At 67.8% G+C, this 17616-nt stretch carries 20 protein-coding genes; 16 read left to right on the top strand and 4 right to left on the bottom strand.

Translation table 11 applies throughout. The features are described from left to right. Positions 1-138 precede the first annotated feature (138 nt). From DFLDMN_RS08810 to DFLDMN_RS08830, 5 genes are all read left to right on the top strand, one after another. Positions 139-1119, top strand: coding sequence for a Bug family tripartite tricarboxylate transporter substrate binding protein (locus DFLDMN_RS08810; protein ID WP_423198086.1), 981 nt, complete (start codon positions 139-141; stop codon positions 1117-1119). Between the two features lie 5 nt (positions 1120-1124). Beyond that, complete coding sequence (gene ggt, locus DFLDMN_RS08815) at positions 1125-2753, top strand: gamma-glutamyltransferase (protein ID WP_423198087.1); 1629 nt, start codon at positions 1125-1127, stop codon at positions 2751-2753. 161 nt (positions 2754-2914) lie between these two features. After that, a complete protein-coding gene (locus DFLDMN_RS08820) occupies positions 2915-3778 on the top strand; it encodes a PhzF family phenazine biosynthesis protein (protein WP_423198088.1) in 864 nt (287 codons plus the stop codon). Positions 3779-3857: 79 nt separating this feature from the next. Then, positions 3858-4475 carry a pyridoxamine 5'-phosphate oxidase family protein gene (locus DFLDMN_RS08825; RefSeq protein ID WP_423198089.1) on the top strand — a complete coding sequence of 206 codons (618 nt, stop codon included), beginning with the start codon at positions 3858-3860 and terminating at the stop codon, positions 4473-4475. Positions 4476-4588: 113 nt separating this feature from the next. Continuing rightward, the gene (locus DFLDMN_RS08830) at positions 4589-5218 is read left to right on the top strand and encodes an FMN-binding negative transcriptional regulator (RefSeq protein WP_423198090.1); all 630 of its coding nucleotides are present in this window, start codon (positions 4589-4591) and stop codon (positions 5216-5218) included. Between the two features lie 18 nt (positions 5219-5236). On the opposite strand, the gene DFLDMN_RS08835 is transcribed toward DFLDMN_RS08830, so the two are convergent. Next, positions 5237-6673, bottom strand: coding sequence for a CoA transferase (locus DFLDMN_RS08835; protein WP_423198091.1), 1437 nt, complete (start codon positions 6671-6673; stop codon positions 5237-5239). A gap of 172 nt (positions 6674-6845) precedes the next feature. Here DFLDMN_RS08835 and DFLDMN_RS08840 point away from each other — a divergent pair, with 172 nt between their 5' ends. The 7 genes from DFLDMN_RS08840 to DFLDMN_RS08870 all read left to right on the top strand — a co-directional run bounded on the left by DFLDMN_RS08840 (position 6846) and on the right by DFLDMN_RS08870 (position 11308). Next, positions 6846-8588 carry a glutamine--tRNA ligase/YqeY domain fusion protein gene (locus DFLDMN_RS08840; protein WP_423198092.1) on the top strand — a complete coding sequence of 581 codons (1743 nt, stop codon included), beginning with the start codon at positions 6846-6848 and terminating at the stop codon, positions 8586-8588. Next, entirely contained in the window at positions 8585-8806 is a 222-nt protein-coding gene (locus DFLDMN_RS08845) for an RNA-binding S4 domain-containing protein (protein ID WP_423198093.1), read from the top strand. The genes DFLDMN_RS08840 and DFLDMN_RS08845 overlap by 4 nt, the downstream gene beginning before the upstream one ends. 25 nt (positions 8807-8831) lie before the next feature. Beyond that, entirely contained in the window at positions 8832-9209 is a 378-nt protein-coding gene (locus tag DFLDMN_RS08850) for an MAPEG family protein (protein ID WP_423198094.1), read from the top strand. A 64-nt stretch (positions 9210-9273) separates the two neighbouring features. Further along, positions 9274-9870 carry a YceI family protein gene (locus DFLDMN_RS08855; protein WP_423198095.1) on the top strand — a complete coding sequence of 199 codons (597 nt, stop codon included), beginning with the start codon at positions 9274-9276 and terminating at the stop codon, positions 9868-9870. A gap of 115 nt (positions 9871-9985) precedes the next feature. Beyond that, positions 9986-10294, top strand: coding sequence for a hypothetical protein (locus tag DFLDMN_RS08860; RefSeq protein ID WP_423198096.1), 309 nt, complete (start codon positions 9986-9988; stop codon positions 10292-10294). A gap of 81 nt (positions 10295-10375) precedes the next feature. Further along, positions 10376-10921 (top strand): YaeQ family protein, encoded by a 546-nt coding sequence (locus DFLDMN_RS08865; RefSeq protein ID WP_423198097.1) that lies wholly within the window; start codon positions 10376-10378, stop codon positions 10919-10921. A 39-nt stretch (positions 10922-10960) separates the two neighbouring features. Beyond that, positions 10961-11308, top strand: a complete 348-nt coding sequence (locus DFLDMN_RS08870) for an FKBP-type peptidyl-prolyl cis-trans isomerase (protein ID WP_423198098.1) — start codon at positions 10961-10963, stop codon at positions 11306-11308. 88 nt (positions 11309-11396) lie between these two features. Here DFLDMN_RS08870 and DFLDMN_RS08875 read toward each other — a convergent pair whose 3' ends face one another. Next, the gene (locus tag DFLDMN_RS08875; protein WP_423198099.1) at positions 11397-11717 is read right to left on the bottom strand and encodes a hypothetical protein; all 321 of its coding nucleotides are present in this window, start codon (positions 11715-11717) and stop codon (positions 11397-11399) included. A gap of 227 nt (positions 11718-11944) precedes the next feature. Here DFLDMN_RS08875 and DFLDMN_RS08880 point away from each other — a divergent pair, with 227 nt between their 5' ends. Continuing rightward, positions 11945-12718: a gamma-glutamylcyclotransferase gene (locus DFLDMN_RS08880; RefSeq protein ID WP_423198100.1), complete on the top strand. Its 774-nt coding sequence runs from the start codon at positions 11945-11947 to the stop codon at positions 12716-12718. A 31-nt stretch (positions 12719-12749) separates the two neighbouring features. Beyond that, positions 12750-13547, top strand: a complete 798-nt coding sequence (locus DFLDMN_RS08885) for an ankyrin repeat domain-containing protein (RefSeq protein WP_423198101.1) — start codon at positions 12750-12752, stop codon at positions 13545-13547. 36 nt (positions 13548-13583) lie between these two features. Here the strand turns inward: DFLDMN_RS08885 and DFLDMN_RS08890 are convergent, their stop codons facing one another. After that, the gene (locus tag DFLDMN_RS08890; RefSeq protein WP_423198102.1) at positions 13584-15293 is read right to left on the bottom strand and encodes a long-chain fatty acid--CoA ligase; all 1710 of its coding nucleotides are present in this window, start codon (positions 15291-15293) and stop codon (positions 13584-13586) included. 225 nt (positions 15294-15518) lie between these two features. Between DFLDMN_RS08890 and trxA the strand changes: the two genes are divergently transcribed. Further along, the gene (trxA, locus tag DFLDMN_RS08895) at positions 15519-16364 is read left to right on the top strand and encodes a thioredoxin (protein ID WP_423198103.1); all 846 of its coding nucleotides are present in this window, start codon (positions 15519-15521) and stop codon (positions 16362-16364) included. Between the two features lie 73 nt (positions 16365-16437). Here trxA and DFLDMN_RS08900 read toward each other — a convergent pair whose 3' ends face one another. Then, on the bottom strand, positions 16438-16890 hold the full coding sequence (locus DFLDMN_RS08900) for a bacteriohemerythrin (RefSeq protein WP_423198359.1): 453 nt from the start codon (positions 16888-16890) through the stop codon (positions 16438-16440). 127 nt (positions 16891-17017) lie between these two features. On the opposite strand from DFLDMN_RS08900, the gene DFLDMN_RS08905 reads away from it, so the two are divergent. Beyond that, the gene (locus DFLDMN_RS08905; protein WP_423198104.1) at positions 17018-17596 is read left to right on the top strand and encodes an AAA family ATPase; all 579 of its coding nucleotides are present in this window, start codon (positions 17018-17020) and stop codon (positions 17594-17596) included. Positions 17597-17616: the final 20 nt, after the last annotated feature.

Consider the following 17616-nt stretch of genomic DNA (forward strand, 5'->3'; position numbering starts at 1 on the left):
TGGCGTCATTCACAAGAATTTCTTGTGAATCATAAAAGGAATATTAGCTTTCATTGTGACGAGGCGAGGAGAATAATTGGAGGTTGATTTGCTTTTTCGTTGCGTTTTCCCGATTTGCCCTGCCCGGAGATTTACAGCATGACCCATCATTGGCTACGCCTTCTCGGCATCGGCCTGACTGCCAGCCTCACGCTGGCGACGGCCGCGGCCCACGCCGATACCTACCCCAGCAAGCCGATCCGCCTGATCGTACCGTTCCCGGCCAGCGGCGCCACGGACCTGCTGGCGCGCGCCATCGCGCAGAAGGTGGGCGCCAACATGGGTCAGCAGATCGTGGTCGACAACCGGCCCGGCGCCGGCGGCGCGATCGGCTCCGATATGGCCGCCAAGGCCACGCCCGACGGCTACACGCTGCTGATCGCCACCACCAGCACGCACTCGATCGGGCCCTTCATCAATTCGCGTCTGCCGTACAACACCGAGACCGACTTCACGCCGGTGAGCCAGGTGGCCGTGGCGACCAACGTGCTGGTGGTGCCGAACCAGTTGCCGGTCAAGAGCGTCAAGGAGCTGATCGAGTACGCCAAGAAGCATCCGGGCGAACTCAACTATGCGTCGAGCGGCAACGGCACCATCGGCCAGCTGACTGCCGAGGCCTTCAAGGCACAGACCGGTACGTTCATTACGCACATTCCGTATCGCGGCACCGCGCTGGCCGTGCCGGACCTGATCTCGAACAAGGTGCAGGTGCTGTTCGACAGCATCGTGTCCGGCATGCCGCATGTGAAGGACGGCAAGCTGCGCGCGCTCGCCGTGACCAGTCTCAAACGCTCGCCGCTGGCGCCGGAGGTGCCGACCGCGAGCGAGTCGGGCCTGCCGGGCTTCGAATCCAATACGTGGTTCGGCATTTATGGTCCCAAAGGCCTGCCGGCCGATATCGTGGCGCGCCTGAACAGCGAGTTCAACAAGGCCATCCAGTCGCAGGACGTCAAGGACCGCCTGGCCAAGCTCGGCGCCGAGCCGGTCGGCGGCACGCCGGCCCAGTTCGCGACGATGGTCAGGCAGGATGCCGCCCGTTGGGGCAAGCTGATCAAGGATCGGCACATTACGGTGGAGTAAGTCGCATGCAGAATTTCAACTGGAACAACCCGTATCCCACCGTGCGCATTCCGCTGTTCGCGCGCAACGTGGTCTCGACCTCGCACCCGCTGGCCGCGCAGGCCGGCCTGCGCATGCTGCTCAAGGGCGGCAATGCAGTGGACGCCGCGATCGCGGCCGCCGCGGCCATCACGCTGGTCGAGCCCGTGTCGTGCGGGCTTGGCAGCGACGCGTTTGCGATCCTGTGGGACGGCAAGGCGCTGCATGGCCTGAATTCGTCGGGCGTGGCACCGGCGGCGTGGAATCCCGACTACTTCAAGCACAAGTACGGCGTGGACGGCAATGGCCTGGCCAACCGTCCGGTGCGCGGGTGGGACTCGGTCACCGTGCCCGGCGTGATCGCGGGCTGGGCCGCACTGCACGAGCGCTTCGGCAAGCTGCCGTTCGCGGACCTGATGGAGCCGGCCATCGAGATTGCCGAACGCGGCTATGCGGTGCCGCCGGTGGTGTCCCACAAGTGGGCCGCCGCGGTCCCCGAACTGAAGAACCAGCCGGGCTTTGCCGACACCTTCATGCCGCGCGGCCGCGCGCCCGAGGTCGGCGAGAAGTTCGTGTTCCGCGCTGCCGCCGACACGCTGCGCAAGATCGGCGCCACCGGCGGCCGCGCCTACTACGAAGGCGAGATCGCCGAGCAGATCGCGGCCTTCAGCAAGGCCTGCGGCGGCGCGATGACGCTCGACGATCTGCGCAACTATCGTCCGGAATGGGTCAAGCCGATCTCCAAGTCGTACCGCGGCCATGAGGTCCACGAGATTCCGCCCAATGGCCAGGGCATTGCGGCGCTGATCGCGCTGGGCATTCTCGACCAGTTCGACCTCGGCTCGCTGCCGGTGGATTCGATCGAGTCGCAGCACCTGCAGATCGAGGCGATGAAGCTGGCGTTTGCCGACCTGTACCGCTACGTGGCCGATCCGCGCAGCATGGAAGTCACGCCCGAGCAGATGCTCGACGACGCGTACCTGAAGTCGCGCGCCAAGCTGATCGACATGCAGCGCGCGACCCACTTCAACTTCGGCATGCCCAAGGCCGGCGGCACTATCTACCTGAGCGCCGCCGACGAGAACGGCATGATGATCTCGTTCATCCAGTCCAACTACATGGGCTTCGGCTCGGGCGTGGTGGTGCCGGGCACCGGGATCAGCCTGCAGAACCGCGGCGTGGGCTTCTCGATGGATCCGAAGTCGCCCAACGTGGTGGCGGGCGGCAAGCGACCGTTCCATACCATCATCCCGGCGTTCCTGACCCGCGATGGCCAGCCCGTGATGAGCTTTGGCGTGATGGGTGGCGACATGCAGCCGCAGGGCCACCTGCAGACCGTGGTGCGCATGCTCGATTACCAGCAGCAGCCGCAGGCCGCGTGCGACGCGCCGCGCTGGAAGGTCAACCGCGACTTTACGCTCGACGTCGAGGGCACCATGGACCCTGCCACCGTGGCGGGCCTGAAGGCGCGCGGCCATCAGCTGAAGTCGGTGGACGACCCGTACATGGACTTCGGCTCGGGCCAGTTCATCTGGCGCCTGTCCGCGGACGATCGCGATCACGGCTACGTGGCCGCCAGCGACAGCCGCCGCGACGGCCAGGCGGTGGGCTTCTAATCAGGTTTTGTGCTGACTTGCAGGCGCCCCGGGGCAACCCGCGGCGCCTTTTTTCATGCCGGCGCCGCAACTGTTACGTTCGCGGCTGCCATAACTGTGCATGGCGCGGCCCGCCGGCATCACTACACTCTGTGGTTTCCCTCACCCGCTGCCGCTCCATCATGGCCACCTACGCGTATCGCCTCGTCAACGTCTTTGCCGAATCGACCCTCGCCGGCAATCCGCTCTGCGTCTTCGAGGACGCGCGCGGCATGGACGACGCCACCATGCAGGCGCTGGCGCTGCAGTTCAACCTGTCGGAGACCACCTTCCTGCTGCCGTCGCAGACCGCGACCCGGCGCATGCGGATCTTCACGCCCAACTTCGAGATGCCGTTCGCGGGCCATCCCACGCTGGGCACCGCGCACGTGGTGCGCGCCCTGGCCGACGGCGGCGATACCCTGACGCTGGAGACCAGGGCGGGTGTGGTGCCGGTCCATGCGGCGGGTGATCGCTGGACGCTGACCGCCCCGCATGAAGGCGCGCCGAAGACCGCCCCGGCCGGCGTGCCCGATGCGCTCATGGCATCGCTGCTGGACCTGTCGGTCGACGATCTTGCCGGTCCGCCGCTGTGGGTCGACACCGGCAACGAGCAACTGATGGTGCCGTTGCGCTCGACCGACGCCGTGCGCCGCGCGCGCCCCGACGGCGGGCGTTTCGAACAATGGCCGCGGAGCCCGAGCATCGGCCGGCGCTGTGCCTATGTATTCGCGGTCGACGAGCAGCAGCCGGGCACGATGCTGGTCCGCTTTTTCTTTACCAAGCATGCCGGCTCGTTTGCCGAGGATCCGGGCACGGGCTCGGCCTGCGCCAACCTTGGCGGCTGGCTGCTGGCCACCGGTCATGCCCTGCCCGCGGCCTACCAGATCGACCAGGGCGAAGCGGTGGATCGCCGCTGCCGGCTGGATCTCGCGGTGAGCGCCACGGGCGTCATCCAGGTCGGCGGCCGCGTGATCGAGCTGGGCCGCGGCACGGTCACGCTCTGAATCCTCATGGGATCGCCGCAGTGGTTCATACTGCGGTTTCCGCCTGAATATCTCCCCGACCGCTCGCCCCCACACCGCCATGGCTGACCACGACATCACCACGCTGGCCGACCTCGAAGCCCGCTACGCCGAACCGAGCGAAGCCTCGCTCGCCAAGGAAGTCGACTACCTGCATCCGCATTACCGCGCGTTCGTCGAGGCTGCGCCGTTCTGTCTGCTCTCCACCGTCAACGACAAAGGCGGCGACTGCTCGCCGCGCGGCGACGCGCCGGGCTTTGTGCAGGTGCTCGACGCGCGCACGCTGCTGCTGCCCGATCGACGCGGCAACAATCGCATCGACAGCCTGCGCAACATCATGGCGGACCCGCGTGTGGGCCTGCTGTTCCTGGTGCCCGGCGTCAACGAGACCCTGCGGGTGAGCGGCACCGCGCGCATCTCCACCGACCCGGCGCTGCTCGCGCGCTGCGTGGTCGACGGCAAGACGCCGACCACGGTGCTGGTGGTAACGGTAAGCTCGGTGTTCTTCCAGTGCGCGCGCGCGTTGCTGCGCTCGCGGCTCTGGTCGCCCGAGGTACAGGTGCCGCGCAGCGCGCTGCCGAGTACCGGCACCATCCTCGCCGATATGAGCCGGAACGCCATCGATGGCGCCACCTACGACCGCGAACTGCCGGAGCGCATGCGCAAGACGCTTTATTAGGCCAAGACGCTCTATTTGGCCAAGACGCTCGATCACGCTACAACGCCCGACCAGGCCAGGACGCCCTGTCAGGCGATTAGCACCTTAGGCGATTAGGACCCCGGACCTGCCCCATGTACCTGCCTGCCCACTTTACCCGCGACGACGCCGATCTCATCGACGAAATCATGCGCAGATATGCGTTTGCCACGCTATACGGCAGCGACGGCGACGGCCTGCCCTTTGCCACCCACCTGCCCGTCGTGGCACAACGCAGCGGGGAGGCCTGGCACATCGAAGGCCATGTCGCGCGCGCCAACCCGCACTGGCGCTGGCTCGAAGCGCAGGGCCGCGCACTGCTGGTATTCCAGGGGCCGCATGGCTACGTGTCGCCCTCGCTGTACGAGCAGAAGCTCTCGGTGCCAACGTGGAACTACGTGGCCGTGCACGTCTATGCGGACGTGACGACCGTGCATGACGCGAGCGAGAAGGATGCGCTGTTGAAGCGGCTGATCGGCGCCAACGAACCGGGGTACGCGCAGCAGTGGCGCGACCTGCCCGAGGACTTCCAGCAGAAGATGCTCGGCGCGATCGTGGGCCTGCGCCTGGCGCCGACGCGCATCGAGGCCAAGTTCAAGCTGAGCCAGAACCGCCCGGCCGCCGATCGCGCGCGCATCCTCGCGGCGCAGCGCGCCGGCAGCGAGACCGAGCGCGACATGGCGGCGTGGATGGCACGGCTGACCGGCGCAACGCCCGCGCCTTAGGTCTTACCCCCAAACCTGCTATGCCTTCAGCCACTCGGGCGCATGCGTCCCCAGCGGCACCGATGGCAGCGCCCAGTGCGCCGGCGTCTCGGCCAGGTGCGCCGCGTGGCGCACCACCGTGAGGTCGCCAAAGCCGGACGGCAGCACCTCGAGCAGGTCGGCGATATCGTCGATCTTCGTATCTGCCACGCCAAACCCGTTCTCCACGCGACCGAGTCCGCGCAGCCACTGTCCCACCTGCGCGAGCGACACGCGCACATGCCAGCTTCCGCCCTCCACGGCACGCCGGTGCAGCGCCGCCATTGCGCCAAACGCCAGCAGGTAGCCGGCCGCATGGTCCAGCACCTGGGCCGGCAGCGGCCGCGGATCGGTGCTGCCGGCCGCCTCGGCCTCGGCCTGGTTGAGACCCGTGGCGGTCTGCACCAACGAATCGAACCCGCGCTTGCCGGCCCACGGCCCGACATGGCCATATGCGGTCAGCGAGACGTAGACGATGCCGGGTCGTGCGCGTGCCGCCGCCTCGGGACCAAAGCCGAGGTGTTCGAGGCCGTGCGGCCGGTAGCCCTGCAGCATGACGTCGGCCCCGTGCAGCAGCTTGTGCAGCGTGCGCTTGTCGTCGGCATCGCGCAGATCGAGCTGGCACGAGCGCTTGCCGCGGCCGGTATCGATCACGAGCGGCGCGATGGCCGGCAGGTGCGCGGCCGTGACCAGCAGCACGTCGGCGCCGTGCGCGGCAAGCGTGCGCCCCGCTACCGGGCCGGCGATGATGCGCGTGAAGTCGAGCACGCGCACACCGGTCAGCGGGCGTCGCGTGATGCCCGGCTCTCCGTGCGCGGGCAATGCCGGCAGCGGCTGGGGCGGCGCGTCGCCGATCCGTTCGATCGTCACCGGCGGCAGGCCGCGCAGCGCGGCCGCCTGCGGATGCGCGTCCCATTCGGCAAAGCTGCGCATTGCCGCGACCACCAGCCCGGCCTCGGACGCCGCCGCCTCGAAGGCCTGCGCCTCCCACCTGGCGAGCGCCTGCTGCACCGCCGCGCGGTCGTGCGCGCAGCCGAGGATCTTCAGCACGCCGTCGCGATGGTGCGGAAAGTTGGTATGGAGCCGCACCCAGCGCCCGTCGCCGCAGGGGTAAAGCCCGGCGATCTTGTCCCACAGCTCGGGCGCCGCGCCGCCGTCGACACGCAGATAGCGTTCGCTGCGGAACTCGGCGAGCGCATGGCGCATGTCCACCGACACCTGCTGGCGGCGCCCGGTGCGCTGGGTCCACAGCGCGGCGGCGGCCAGTGCGGATGCGCCGAGGCTTGCCTGCGCGGCGGCGCCCACCGCGAAACTCGATGGCAGGACCGGATCGGCGCCGGTCAGTGCAAGGTCGGACAGCGCCTCGGGCGGCAGGCCTGCCGCGTGCCAGAGGGAAGTCAGGGAATCCAGCGGAAGTGATGAAGAAGGGGCATTCATGGGGCATGTTCCGGCGACAAGACCTGGCAGGATCGTGCCACGATTCGCAGGCACGGTAAAATCCCGGTTCTGCACTGCCACCGATTTGCACGTCACCGATTTGCACGTCACCGATTTGCACGCCACCGATTCGCACTGCCACCGATTTGCACCGCCACCGCGCGGCGCCACCATGAGCCAAGACAACAAGCCCAACGACACGCCCGCCGCTTCCAACTTCCTGCGGAGCATTATTGACCACGACCTGGCCGCCGGCACCTATGCGTCCCGCGCGGACCAGGCCGGCGCGCCGCTGCCGACGGTCATCACGCGTTTTCCGCCGGAGCCCAACGGCTACCTGCATATTGGCCACGCCAAGAGCATCTGCGTGAATTTCGGCCTCGCGCGCGACTACGCGGGCCGCTGCCACCTGCGCTTTGACGATACCAACCCCGTCAAGGAAGACACCGAATACGTCGACTCGATCATCGACGCCGTGCACTGGCTCGGCTTCTCGTGGGACAGCCAGGCTGGCACGCACCTGTATTACGCCAGCGACTACTTCGACCAGCTGTACGCGTTTGCGGAAACGCTGATCGAGCGCGGCGCGGCCTATGTGGACAGCCAGAGCGCCGAGCAGATCGCGGCCGCGCGCGGCAATTTTTCCGAACCGGGCAAACCGTCGCCGTACCGCGACCGCACCGTGGCGGAAAACCTGCAACTGTTCCGCGACATGCGCGCCGGCAAGTACGCCGACGGCGAGCACGTGTTGCGCGCCAGGATCGACATGAGCGCGCCAAATATCGTGATGCGCGATCCGGTGCTCTATCGCATCCGCCACGCGCATCATCACCGCACGGGTGACAAGTGGTGCATCTACCCGATGTACGACTTCACGCACTGCATCTCCGATGCGCTGGAGAACATCACCCATTCGCTGTGCACGCTGGAGTTCGAGAACAACCGCCCGCTCTACGACTGGGTGCTCGGCCACCTGCGCGACGCCGGCGTGTTCCGCGACCCGCTGCCGCATCAGTACGAATTTGCCCGCCTGAACCTGACCTACGCCATCACCAGCAAGCGCAGGCTGCTGCAACTGGTCAACGAAGGCCGCGTCAGCGGCTGGGACGACCCGCGCATGCCGACCATCGTGGGCATGCGCCGGCGCGGTTATACGCCCGAATCGATCCAGCTGTTCTGCGACCGCGTGGGCGTGTCCAAGGCCGACAGCTGGATCGACATGAGCACGCTCGAAGGCGCCGTGCGCGACGACCTCGACGCGCGCGCGCCACGCAGCGTGGGCGTGCTGGACCCGGTCAAGCTGATCCTCGACAACTACCCGGAAGGCCAGACCGAGGAGTGCTCGGCGCCGGTGCACCCCAAGCAGCCCGAACTCGGCCGCCGCGTGTTCCCGCTCTCGCGCGAGCTCTGGATCGAGCGCGAAGACTTCAACGAGAACCCGCCCAAGGGCTACTTCCGCCTGTTCCCGGGCAACAAGGTGCGGCTGCGTTACGGCTACGTGATCGAATGCACGGGCGTGGACAAGGACGCCGACGGCAATATCGTCGCGATCCATGCCAACTACCTGCCCGAGACGCGCAGCGGCACGCCGGGCGCGGACAGCGTCAAGGTCAAGGGCAATATCCACTGGGTCAGCGCGGCCCATGCGTACGAGGCCGAAGTGCGCCTGTACGACCGCCTGTTCAGCGATCCCCAGCCCGATGCGGGCGGCAAGGACTTCCTGGAAGCCCTGAACCCGCAGTCGTGCCGCATCGTGCGGGCCTACCTGGAGCCAGGCCTGCGGGACGCCAGGCCCGAAGAGCGCTTCCAGTTCGAGCGCCATGGCTACTTCGTGGCCGACCGCGTGGATTCGAAGCCCGGCCAGCCGGTCTTCAACCGCATTGTCGGCCTCAAGGACAGCTGGGGCGGCAAGTGACCCAGACCGTGACCTTCCCGCTCGCGGGCGAATACATCGCGCTGAACGACCTGCTCAAGCTGGCGGGCGTCTGCGATAGCGGCGGCGCCGGCAAGGCGCTGGTGGCCGCCGGCGAGGTGGCGGTCGATGGCGCCACCGAGTCGCGCAAGACGGCCAAGATCCGCGCGGGCCAGGTGGTCAGCGTGGCAGGGGTCAGGATCAAGGTGGTGGCCGCCTGAGCGGCTGCCGGAAAGGACGGCGGGCATGCCCATTGCGTTCTGGTGCGTACTGATCGCGGGCCTGCTGCCCGTGCTGACGGTGGCCATCGCCAAGGCCGGCGGCTACGACAATCACGACCCGCGCGGCTGGCTCGAGCGGCAGGGCGGACGGGTGCGGCGCGCCGACATGGCGCACCGCAATCACTTCGAAGCCTTCCCGTTCTTCGCGGCGGCGGTGCTCTGTGCCAGCCACCTGGGCGCGCCGCCCGCGCGCATCGACGAACTGGCGGTCGTCTTTATTGTCGTACGTGTGCTCTACACGATCTGCTACCTGACCGACCGGGCGACGCTGCGCACACTGTGCTGGACCGTCGGCTACCTGACGGTGATCGGCATTTTCCTGCTGCCGGTGTTCGTGCACTGAGCCCGCTGGCGCGCCGCATCCCGTAGCGCCGCGCCGTGTCACGTCACGCCCACCGGACCCTGCCATGCGTCTTGCCTCCGCCCTGCTCTGCTGCCTGCCCCTCTCACTCTGCGTGCTATCCGGCCCCGCGCGGGCCGCGGCGGTCAGCTACACCGTCGATCCGCTGCACACCTCGGTGTACTTCGGCGCCAGCCACTTCGACCGCACTACCGTGCGCGGCCGCTTTGGCAAGATCGACGGGCGCATCCTCTACGATCCCGCCAGCGGCGCCGGCTCGATCGACTTCACCGTGGACACGGACTCGGTCGATACCGGCAACCGCACGCTCGACGGCGTGCTGCGCTCCGGCCAGTTCCTCGACGTGCAGAACAATCCCGTGGCGCGCCTGCAGGCCAACCGCTTTATCGTCGAAGGCGGCAAGCTGGTCGCGGTGGAAGGCCAGTTCACGCTGCACGGCGTGACGCAGCCGCTGCGACTGGAAGCCGATCGCTTCAGCTGCGGACAGACGGTGCTGTTTGGCGTGCGGCGCGACGTCTGCGGCGGCGACTTCCACGCCACCATCCGGCGCAGCGCCTTCGGGCTCACGCGCTTCCTGCCCGAGGTCAGCGACGACGTCACGCTGCGGATTGCGGTGGAGGCCTCTCCGGGCAATCCCGAATAACGCGCGCGAGATGCCCTCGCGTCACCTTTGCGGGCAAAATCTTTTGTAGAATCAGCGCTTTGCAAAATTCCTGCCGCGTCCCGCCGTACAGCGTGTCCCGGCGACGCGAGTCAAGATGATTGCCATTCATGCCGGAGACGTCGTTGCGGCGTCTCTCGCTGCGGCCGGCGCCTGCCTGGCCTGCAGCATTCCCCTCGATTTCCTGCGCCGGTTCCCGCTGTGGGCCTACCGCACCTATGGCCGCGGCGCCCTGCTGCTGCCGGTGCTGTGCATGCTGGTGACGACCGTGCTGGTGCGCCTGGCCGTGGCCGGGCAGATCGACAGCGCCGCGGGCCTGGCGATGGTCGCCGCGGCCGCCTTCCTCGGCCTCGTGCTGGCCTCGGCGCTGCTGCGCTTCTACCTGAGCGACTACCGCAAGTCCTGAGTTTTGCATCGCGCCGTCGCGCGGATCACGTATGATGCGCCCTTTCGCCGGTTCTCCCGCGCGTTCTATCCCGATTCGCCCATGGCGCTCAAATCCACCATCTTCAAGGCCGAACTGTCGGTATCCGACATGGATCGGCCCTACTACGGCAGCCACGCGCTGACCATCGCCCAGCATCCGTCCGAAAACGACGCGCGCATGATGATCCGCGTGCTGGCGTTTGCGTGCGAAGCGACCGAATCGCTCGCCTTCACCCGCGGCCTCGACGAACCCGACGAGCCCGATCTCTGGGACAAGGCCCTCACCGGCGACATCCTCCACTGGATCGACCTGGGCCAGCCCGATGAGGCGCGGCTCAAGCGCGCGGCCGCACGCGCCGCACGCGTCACGGTCTATACCTATCAGAGCGCAAGCGCGCGCGAATGGTGGAAGGGCATGGCCGGCAAGGCGAGCAAGCTGCGCAACGTGACCATCTACAATGTGCCGCAGGAAGCGGTTGACGCGCTCGCCGGCCTGGCGCGGCGCGCGATGCGCCTGTCCGTCACGATCCAGGACGGCGAGATCTGGGTCAGCGACGACGACCACAACGTCCAGCTGACGCTGGATGTCCTCCAGCGCGCCGACTGACGCGCTGCCGATTCACTCTGCCAACAGAAGGAAATCACGATGCAAACCAATCCCTCGGGCCTGCAGTATGAAGACACCGTTGTCGGCTCCGGTGCCGAAGCCACCGCCGGCAAGCACGTGACCGTGCACTACACGGGCTGGCTCTACGAGAATGGCCAGGCTGGCCGCAAGTTCGACTCGAGCAAGGACCGCAACGATCCGTTCGTGTTTCCGCTTGGCGCGGGCCATGTGATCCGCGGCTGGGACGAAGGCGTGCAGGGCATGAAGGTGGGCGGCACGCGCCGCCTGGTCATCCCGGCCGACCTTGGCTATGGCGCGCGCGGCGCCGGCGGCGTGATTCCGCCCAACGCGACGCTGCTGTTCGAAGTGGAACTGCTGGCCGTCTGACGCCGGCCGCAACGGACGCCGGCACCCCGCCCGCGTCCGTCCGTTTTTCCTATCCGGCGGTCCGTCCGGCGGTCCGTCCGGCGGTCCATCAGAAGCCGATCGCGGCGCTGCCCACGTCGACCCGCACCTTGTCGCGATCCAGCAGGCGGGCGGCATGCCGGGCAAAGTCCTGCGCCCAGGCCGGATCCCCCGTAAAGCGGCCCTCGCCCGAGAAGCGCGCCACATTGAGGATCTTGTCGATCACCAGCACCTTGCCCACCGGGCTCGAGGCCTGGCAGTCGAGTGTTTCGTACTCGCGATCGAACCAGCGCCAGGCGGCGTCTTCGCTGATGTCGGCCAGATCGGTCTCACCGACCGTGTAATCGAATTCCTTGCCATTGCCGAACACCACGGTAAGCGTACGCGCCATGAGGGCTCTCCTGTCGTTATGCGCCTGGGGGGATGGATACCACTGCGACTGCCGCGCCCAGATCGATGCCGCTGGGGCGATGCCCCCATTGTAGGGACATGCGGCGCGCCCGGCCATGCATGCATGGGCTTGCCCCATCGTGGCGCGAACGCCACGACCCGGGGAAATGTTCGATCGCCGTGGTTTCTCGGACACGTCCGATCCGGCTTTGGATTATGCTTGCACGCATGGCCATCACCAGACAGGACCTCGAAGCGGATCGGCTGCGCGCCACGCTGTGCAGTACACCGGTCGCGTCCACACTGCTCTCGGACGATGCCATCGAACGCTCGCTGCATGACGCCCTCGGCCACCGCGCCGACGCGGACGGCCCTGCCGGCGACAGTGGCGATGTCTGGCTGTTCGGTTACGGCTCGCTGATCTGGAACCCCATGGTGGTCCATACCGACCGCCGCGTGGCCACGGTGCATGGTTACCATCGCGGGTTCTACCTCTACTCGCGTATCAACCGCGGCACCTGGGACAATCCAGGGCTCGTGCTCGGCCTCGATCGCGGCGGCTGCTGCACGGGCATGGTGTTCCGCATTCCGAAACACGTGATCGAGCAGGAATTCCGCGTGCTATGGCGCCGCGAGATGATGACGGGCGCCTATCACCCGCGCTGGCTGCGCGTGAAGATCGGGACCGATGCCAGCGTGCCGGCACGGCGCGCGCTCGCCTTTGTCATGAACCGCGCGCATCCGGGCTACGCCGGGCGCCTGCCCGACGACACGGTGGTCGACCGTCTGCGCCATGCCTGCGGCCTCTACGGCCCGGCGCGCGAGTACCTGCAGCAAACGCTGCTGGGCCTGGCCACACAAGGCGTGGAGGATCCGTATCTGGGCCGCTTATGGCGCCAGTTGCAGGATACCGATCGCCGCGCGCCGGTACCGGCGAAGAGCGTGGAGATCGATCCCGCCACGGCGGCGGCGGCGGCCGTGGCGCCGCACGAAACGGTCTGACGTTGGGATCCGACAGTCGATCGATCACCTCATGACCCGCTCCCACTCCCGCCCCCGCCGCCAGGCCATCGCCGAGTTGCTCGGGCTGATGGGCATGCTGATGGCAGGCGCGTTGCTGACCGGACAGGGCGGGCAGTCGCTGGCGCGCTCGATTGCCACCGGGAGTGCGGGACCGCTGCGCAGCCTGCGCGCGCCGACGCCCACGCCGGTGCCGGAACGGTCCGAGCCCGTGACCACGCTCGATCGCAATCTCATGACCGCCGCCGCGCTCGGCGACCTCGATCTCGTCAACAGGCTGCTCGCTGCCGGCGCTTCGCCACGCGCTGCCGACGAGCGTGGCCGCACGGCACTGCTGAGCGCGATCTACAACCGGCGCGGCGACGTGGCGCGTGCACTGATCCTCGCCGGTGCCGACGTCAACCGCCGCGATGCCGAATCCAACAGCGCCTTCCTGCTCGCCTCGGCCACCGGCCAGGTGGACGTGGTACGACTGTCGCTTTCGCACGGCGCGGACCTCAACAGCACGGACCGCTACGATGGCACCGCGCTGATCGCGGCCGCGCAGCATGGCAATACCGAAGTGGTGCGCATGCTGCTCAAGGCCGGCATTGCCGTGGACCACGTGAACCAGCTCGGCTGGACCGCGCTGCTCGAGGCGGTGATCCTCGGCGACGGCAGCTCGCGCTATGAAGAGATCGTGCAATTGCTGCTCGATGCGGGCGCGGACGCCAACCTGCCCGACCGGGAAGGCGTCACGCCAACGCGCCACGCGCGCGAGCGCGGCTACAAGTCGATGGTAAAGATGCTGATGCGCGCGCGCGGGCATTGATCCCGGCGCGCCACCCTGTTCCAGCCGGCGACACCCCTAGCCGTTGCGCGCGTTCTCGCTTTCCTGCAGCGCGCGCCACATCACCTTGCCAGTGCCCGACTTGGGCAGCGCATCGACGAACTCCACCACACGCGGGTACTTGTACGCCGCCATATGCTCGCGCGCCCACTCGATGATGTCCTCGGCCGTGGTCTGGCCGCGCGCGGCGGCCCGCAGCACCACCACCGCCTTGACGGTTTCGCCGCGATAGGCGTCGCGCGTGCCGATGATGCACGCTTCCTGCACGGCCGGATGCTTGTAGAGCAGGTTCTCCACCTCGGCCGGCCACACCTTGAAGCCCGACGCGTTGATCATGCGTTTGAGGCGGTCGGTCAGGAAGAAGTAGCCGTCCTCGTCCATGCGTCCGAGATCGCCGGTGCGGAAGAACGTGCGGCCCTCGAATTCGATAAAGGCATCGCGCGTCGCGTCGGGGTTGCCCCAGTAGCCCTTGAACACCTGCGGGCCGCACACGATGATCTCGCCCACTTCGCCGGGTGGCAGTTCGGCCAGCGTGACGGGGTCGATGACGCGCGCGTCGGTATTGAAGATCGGCACGCCCAGGCATTGCAGCTTGGGCCGCTCCGACGGATTGCTGTGGGTCGGTGCCATCGTCTCGGAAAGCCCGTAGCCCTCGACGTAGCTGAGCCCGAACTGTTCGCGCAGCCGCTCGGCCACCGCTTGCGGCATGGCCGCACCGCCGCCGCCGATATAGCGCAGGCTGCTCAGGTCGAACTGGTCCAGGTTCGGACTGCCGAGAAAGTCGATCACCATGGTCGGGATATTGGTCCAGTGCGTGACCTGGTAGCGCGAGATCAGGCGCCCGGCCACCTCGCGGTCCCAGCGCGGCAGCATGACCACCGTGGCGCCGGTATAAATCGGCACGTTCATGCCGTACTGCATGCCGGTCACATGGAACAGCGGCAGCACCGACAACTGCACCGATTCGGCGCCGTTGCCGGACCAGGTGGCGCCGCCGATCACGTTGTGCATGACCGTGCGATGGGTATGGATGCACCCCTTGGGAAAGCCGGTGGTCCCCGAGGTATAGGGCATCACCGCCATGTCGTCGGGACCGGCGGTATGCGGGCCGGGCTGCAGGTTGGCGGCCAGCGCGTCGGTCCAGCGCACGGCACCCGCCGGCAGCGCATGCGGCACGGTCAGCCAGGCCGGCGGCTCGTCTTCCGGATAGGTGTGGGTGCGCGGCAGCGCATCCGCATACTCGCTCACCAGCAGGTGGTCGAGCCGCTCGCCGGCGGGTAGCTCGGCATTGGCCTCGGTTACCGCCGCGCCCAGGTCGGCGCTGCAGATGGCGACGCGCGCCTGCGCATCGGTGATGTAGTGGCGGAATTCCTCGCTGCGGTTCATCGGATTGACAGGCACCACCACCGCATCGGCGCGCAGGATCGCGTAGTAGGCGACGATGAACTGCGGGCAGTTCTGCATGTACAGCAGCACGCGATCGCCCTTCCGGACGCCGGCGCGTTGCTGCAGCCAGCCGGCCAGCGCGGTGGCCTGGGCCTCGAGCTCGCGGAACGTGATGGCGCTGCCGAAATAGCGGATCACCGGCTTGTCGGCAAAGCGGCGCGCCGACACCTCCAGGTTGTACCAGAGCGAGGTCTCCGGCAGTACGACGCGCGTCGGTACGCGTTTGGGCCAGAACTGGAAATGCGGCCGTCCCGAAGGAACGGCGGTGTCGGCGCTTGCCATGTCGTCTCCTGATGGCCTCGGATGGGCCTGTTCTGTGTGGGCGCCCGGATGGGCGCGGGCCGGCAGCGCCGGCCCGCGGCGGCAATCTGGCGGCCAGTATCACCGAGCGGCCAATATAACTGAACGATCGTTCTATTTTCAACCCCGCGTTTTCCGCAGGCGGGTTGTGTTCTGCGCTTCCGCCCTCACAATAGACAGCATTGCAACGAAACAAGGGCCCCCACCATGAGCGACGTCACCCTGCAGAACTTTGAAGCCGACGTGATCGAGATGTCGCGCCAGGTCCCCGTCCTCGTCGATTTCTGGGCGCCCTGGTGCGGACCATGCCGCACGCTGGGGCCGATGCTGGAGAAGCTGGAGGCCGAAGGCGGCGGCCAGTGGCGGCTGGCCAAGGTCAATGTCGACGAGAACCAGGAGCTGGCCGCGCACTTCGGCGTGCGCAGCATTCCCCACGTGGTGGCCTTTGCCGATGGCCAGGCCGTGGACCAGTTCACCGGCGTGCTGCCCGAGTCGGGCTTGCGGGAATTCCTGGAACGGCTGAGCCCCAACCCGGGCGAGCTGGCCTTGCACGAAGCACGCGAACTGGCCGAGGCCGGCGACCGCGCGGGCGCGCAGGCCGCGTTCCAGGCGGCGCTGGCCTACGATCCGGGCGCCGACGAGGCGCGCCTTGCCTATATCGCGTTTCTGCTCGACGGCAATGCCATCGCCGAGGCCGAGGCGGAGTTCGCACGCCTGTCGCCGCGCGCACCGCAACTCGATGCGTTTGCGGCCCTGCGTACCCGCATCGACGCCATGAAGAACGTGTCCGACCTGCCCGATGCCGCCACGCTGGCCGCGCGCATCGAGGCCACGCCCGGCGACCTGCCGGCGCGGCTCGACCTGGCGCGCGTGCTGATCGCGCGCCGCGACTACGAGCCCGCGCTCGCGCAGTTGCTGGAGATCGTCCGGCGCGACCGGACCTTCGAGGACGATGCCGGACGCAAGACCATGCTGTCGGTATTCGAGATGCTGGCGGACCAGCCTGAGGTGGTATCGCGCTGGCGGCGGCAGCTCAGCACCGCGCTGAACTGAACGCCGCGGCCGCGCCGGAGCCCGGGCCGGGCGGCGGGGTCGACCGCCCCGGGTCGGGCGTGCCGAACGGCCCTCAGACCGGCGGGCCTTCGATCAGCGTAAAGCCGTTTTCCTTCATATGGGCGACCATCATGGCGTCCATCGACTTCACGTGCTGGTCGAACCAGCCTGACAGTTCGCTCACCAGGCGCCGACCCACGTCGACGCGGCCTTCGTCGAGCACGGCGGTGCGGACCGCGTCCGCCACCGCGAGCACCTGCTGGTGCTCGCCGGCATGGCAGTGGCGCGGACCGAACGCCATCGCCTCCATCCACTGCTCCTCCTGCCCGAAGTGATAACGCGTGTGGTCGATCCACGCATCGAACGCCGCCAGAAAGCCGGCGTCGTCCGCCTGGGCGGCGGCCGCGAGCAGCGCGATGAATTCGGCGTGCGTGGCATCGGTGACCGGTTCGTCGAGGTGAAGATCGGCGGGCAGTCCCTCGGACGAGAGTCCTGCGTAGGGCGAGAGCTGGGCAGGTTGTGACATCACGGAAAGTTCGTTGGAAACGGGCGTGGCGGCGCACGCGGGGACTGCCACAATAGGGCATCCACAACGTGCCAAGCATACCGCGTTATGCTTGACGCACGCTTTCCTGACGTCACCGCCGCTCCCCATGCCTCGACTGATCTTCTTCTGCGGACACGCCGGCACCGGCAAGACCACGCTCGCACACCGCCTGATCGGCCCGCTGATGGCCGCCACCGGCGAGCCGTTCTGCCTGCTCGACAAGGACACGCTGTACGGCCGCTACAGCGCCGCGGCAATGGGCGCGATCACCGGCGACCCCAATGACCGCGACAGCCCCGCCTATCTCGAGAACCTGCGCGACCCCGAATACCAGGGTCTGCTCGATACCGCGCGGGAGAACCTCGCGCTCGGCATCAGCGTGATCGTGATCGGCCCGCTCTCGCGCGAGATCCGCGCGCACCAGCTCAGCGATCCGCACTGGCTGCACGTCCCCGAAGGCACCACCATCCGTATCGTCTGGATCCATGTCTCCGAGGACGAAGCGCATGCGCGCATCATCCGGCGCGGCAATCCGAACGATGCGTACAAGCTCGCGCACTGGGACGCGTATCGCACGCGCCGATTCCAGCCGGACCCGGCCGAATATCCGGAACTGATCTTCTTCGAGAACACCGCCGCCACGCCCGCCCAGATCGAGACGCTGCTGCGCACGCTGAGCGCGTGAGGGCGGCGCCGCGCCCGGAC

The organism is Cupriavidus sp. H19C3 (assembly GCF_049393815.1).
Classification (GTDB): Bacteria; Pseudomonadota; Gammaproteobacteria; order Burkholderiales; family Burkholderiaceae; genus Cupriavidus.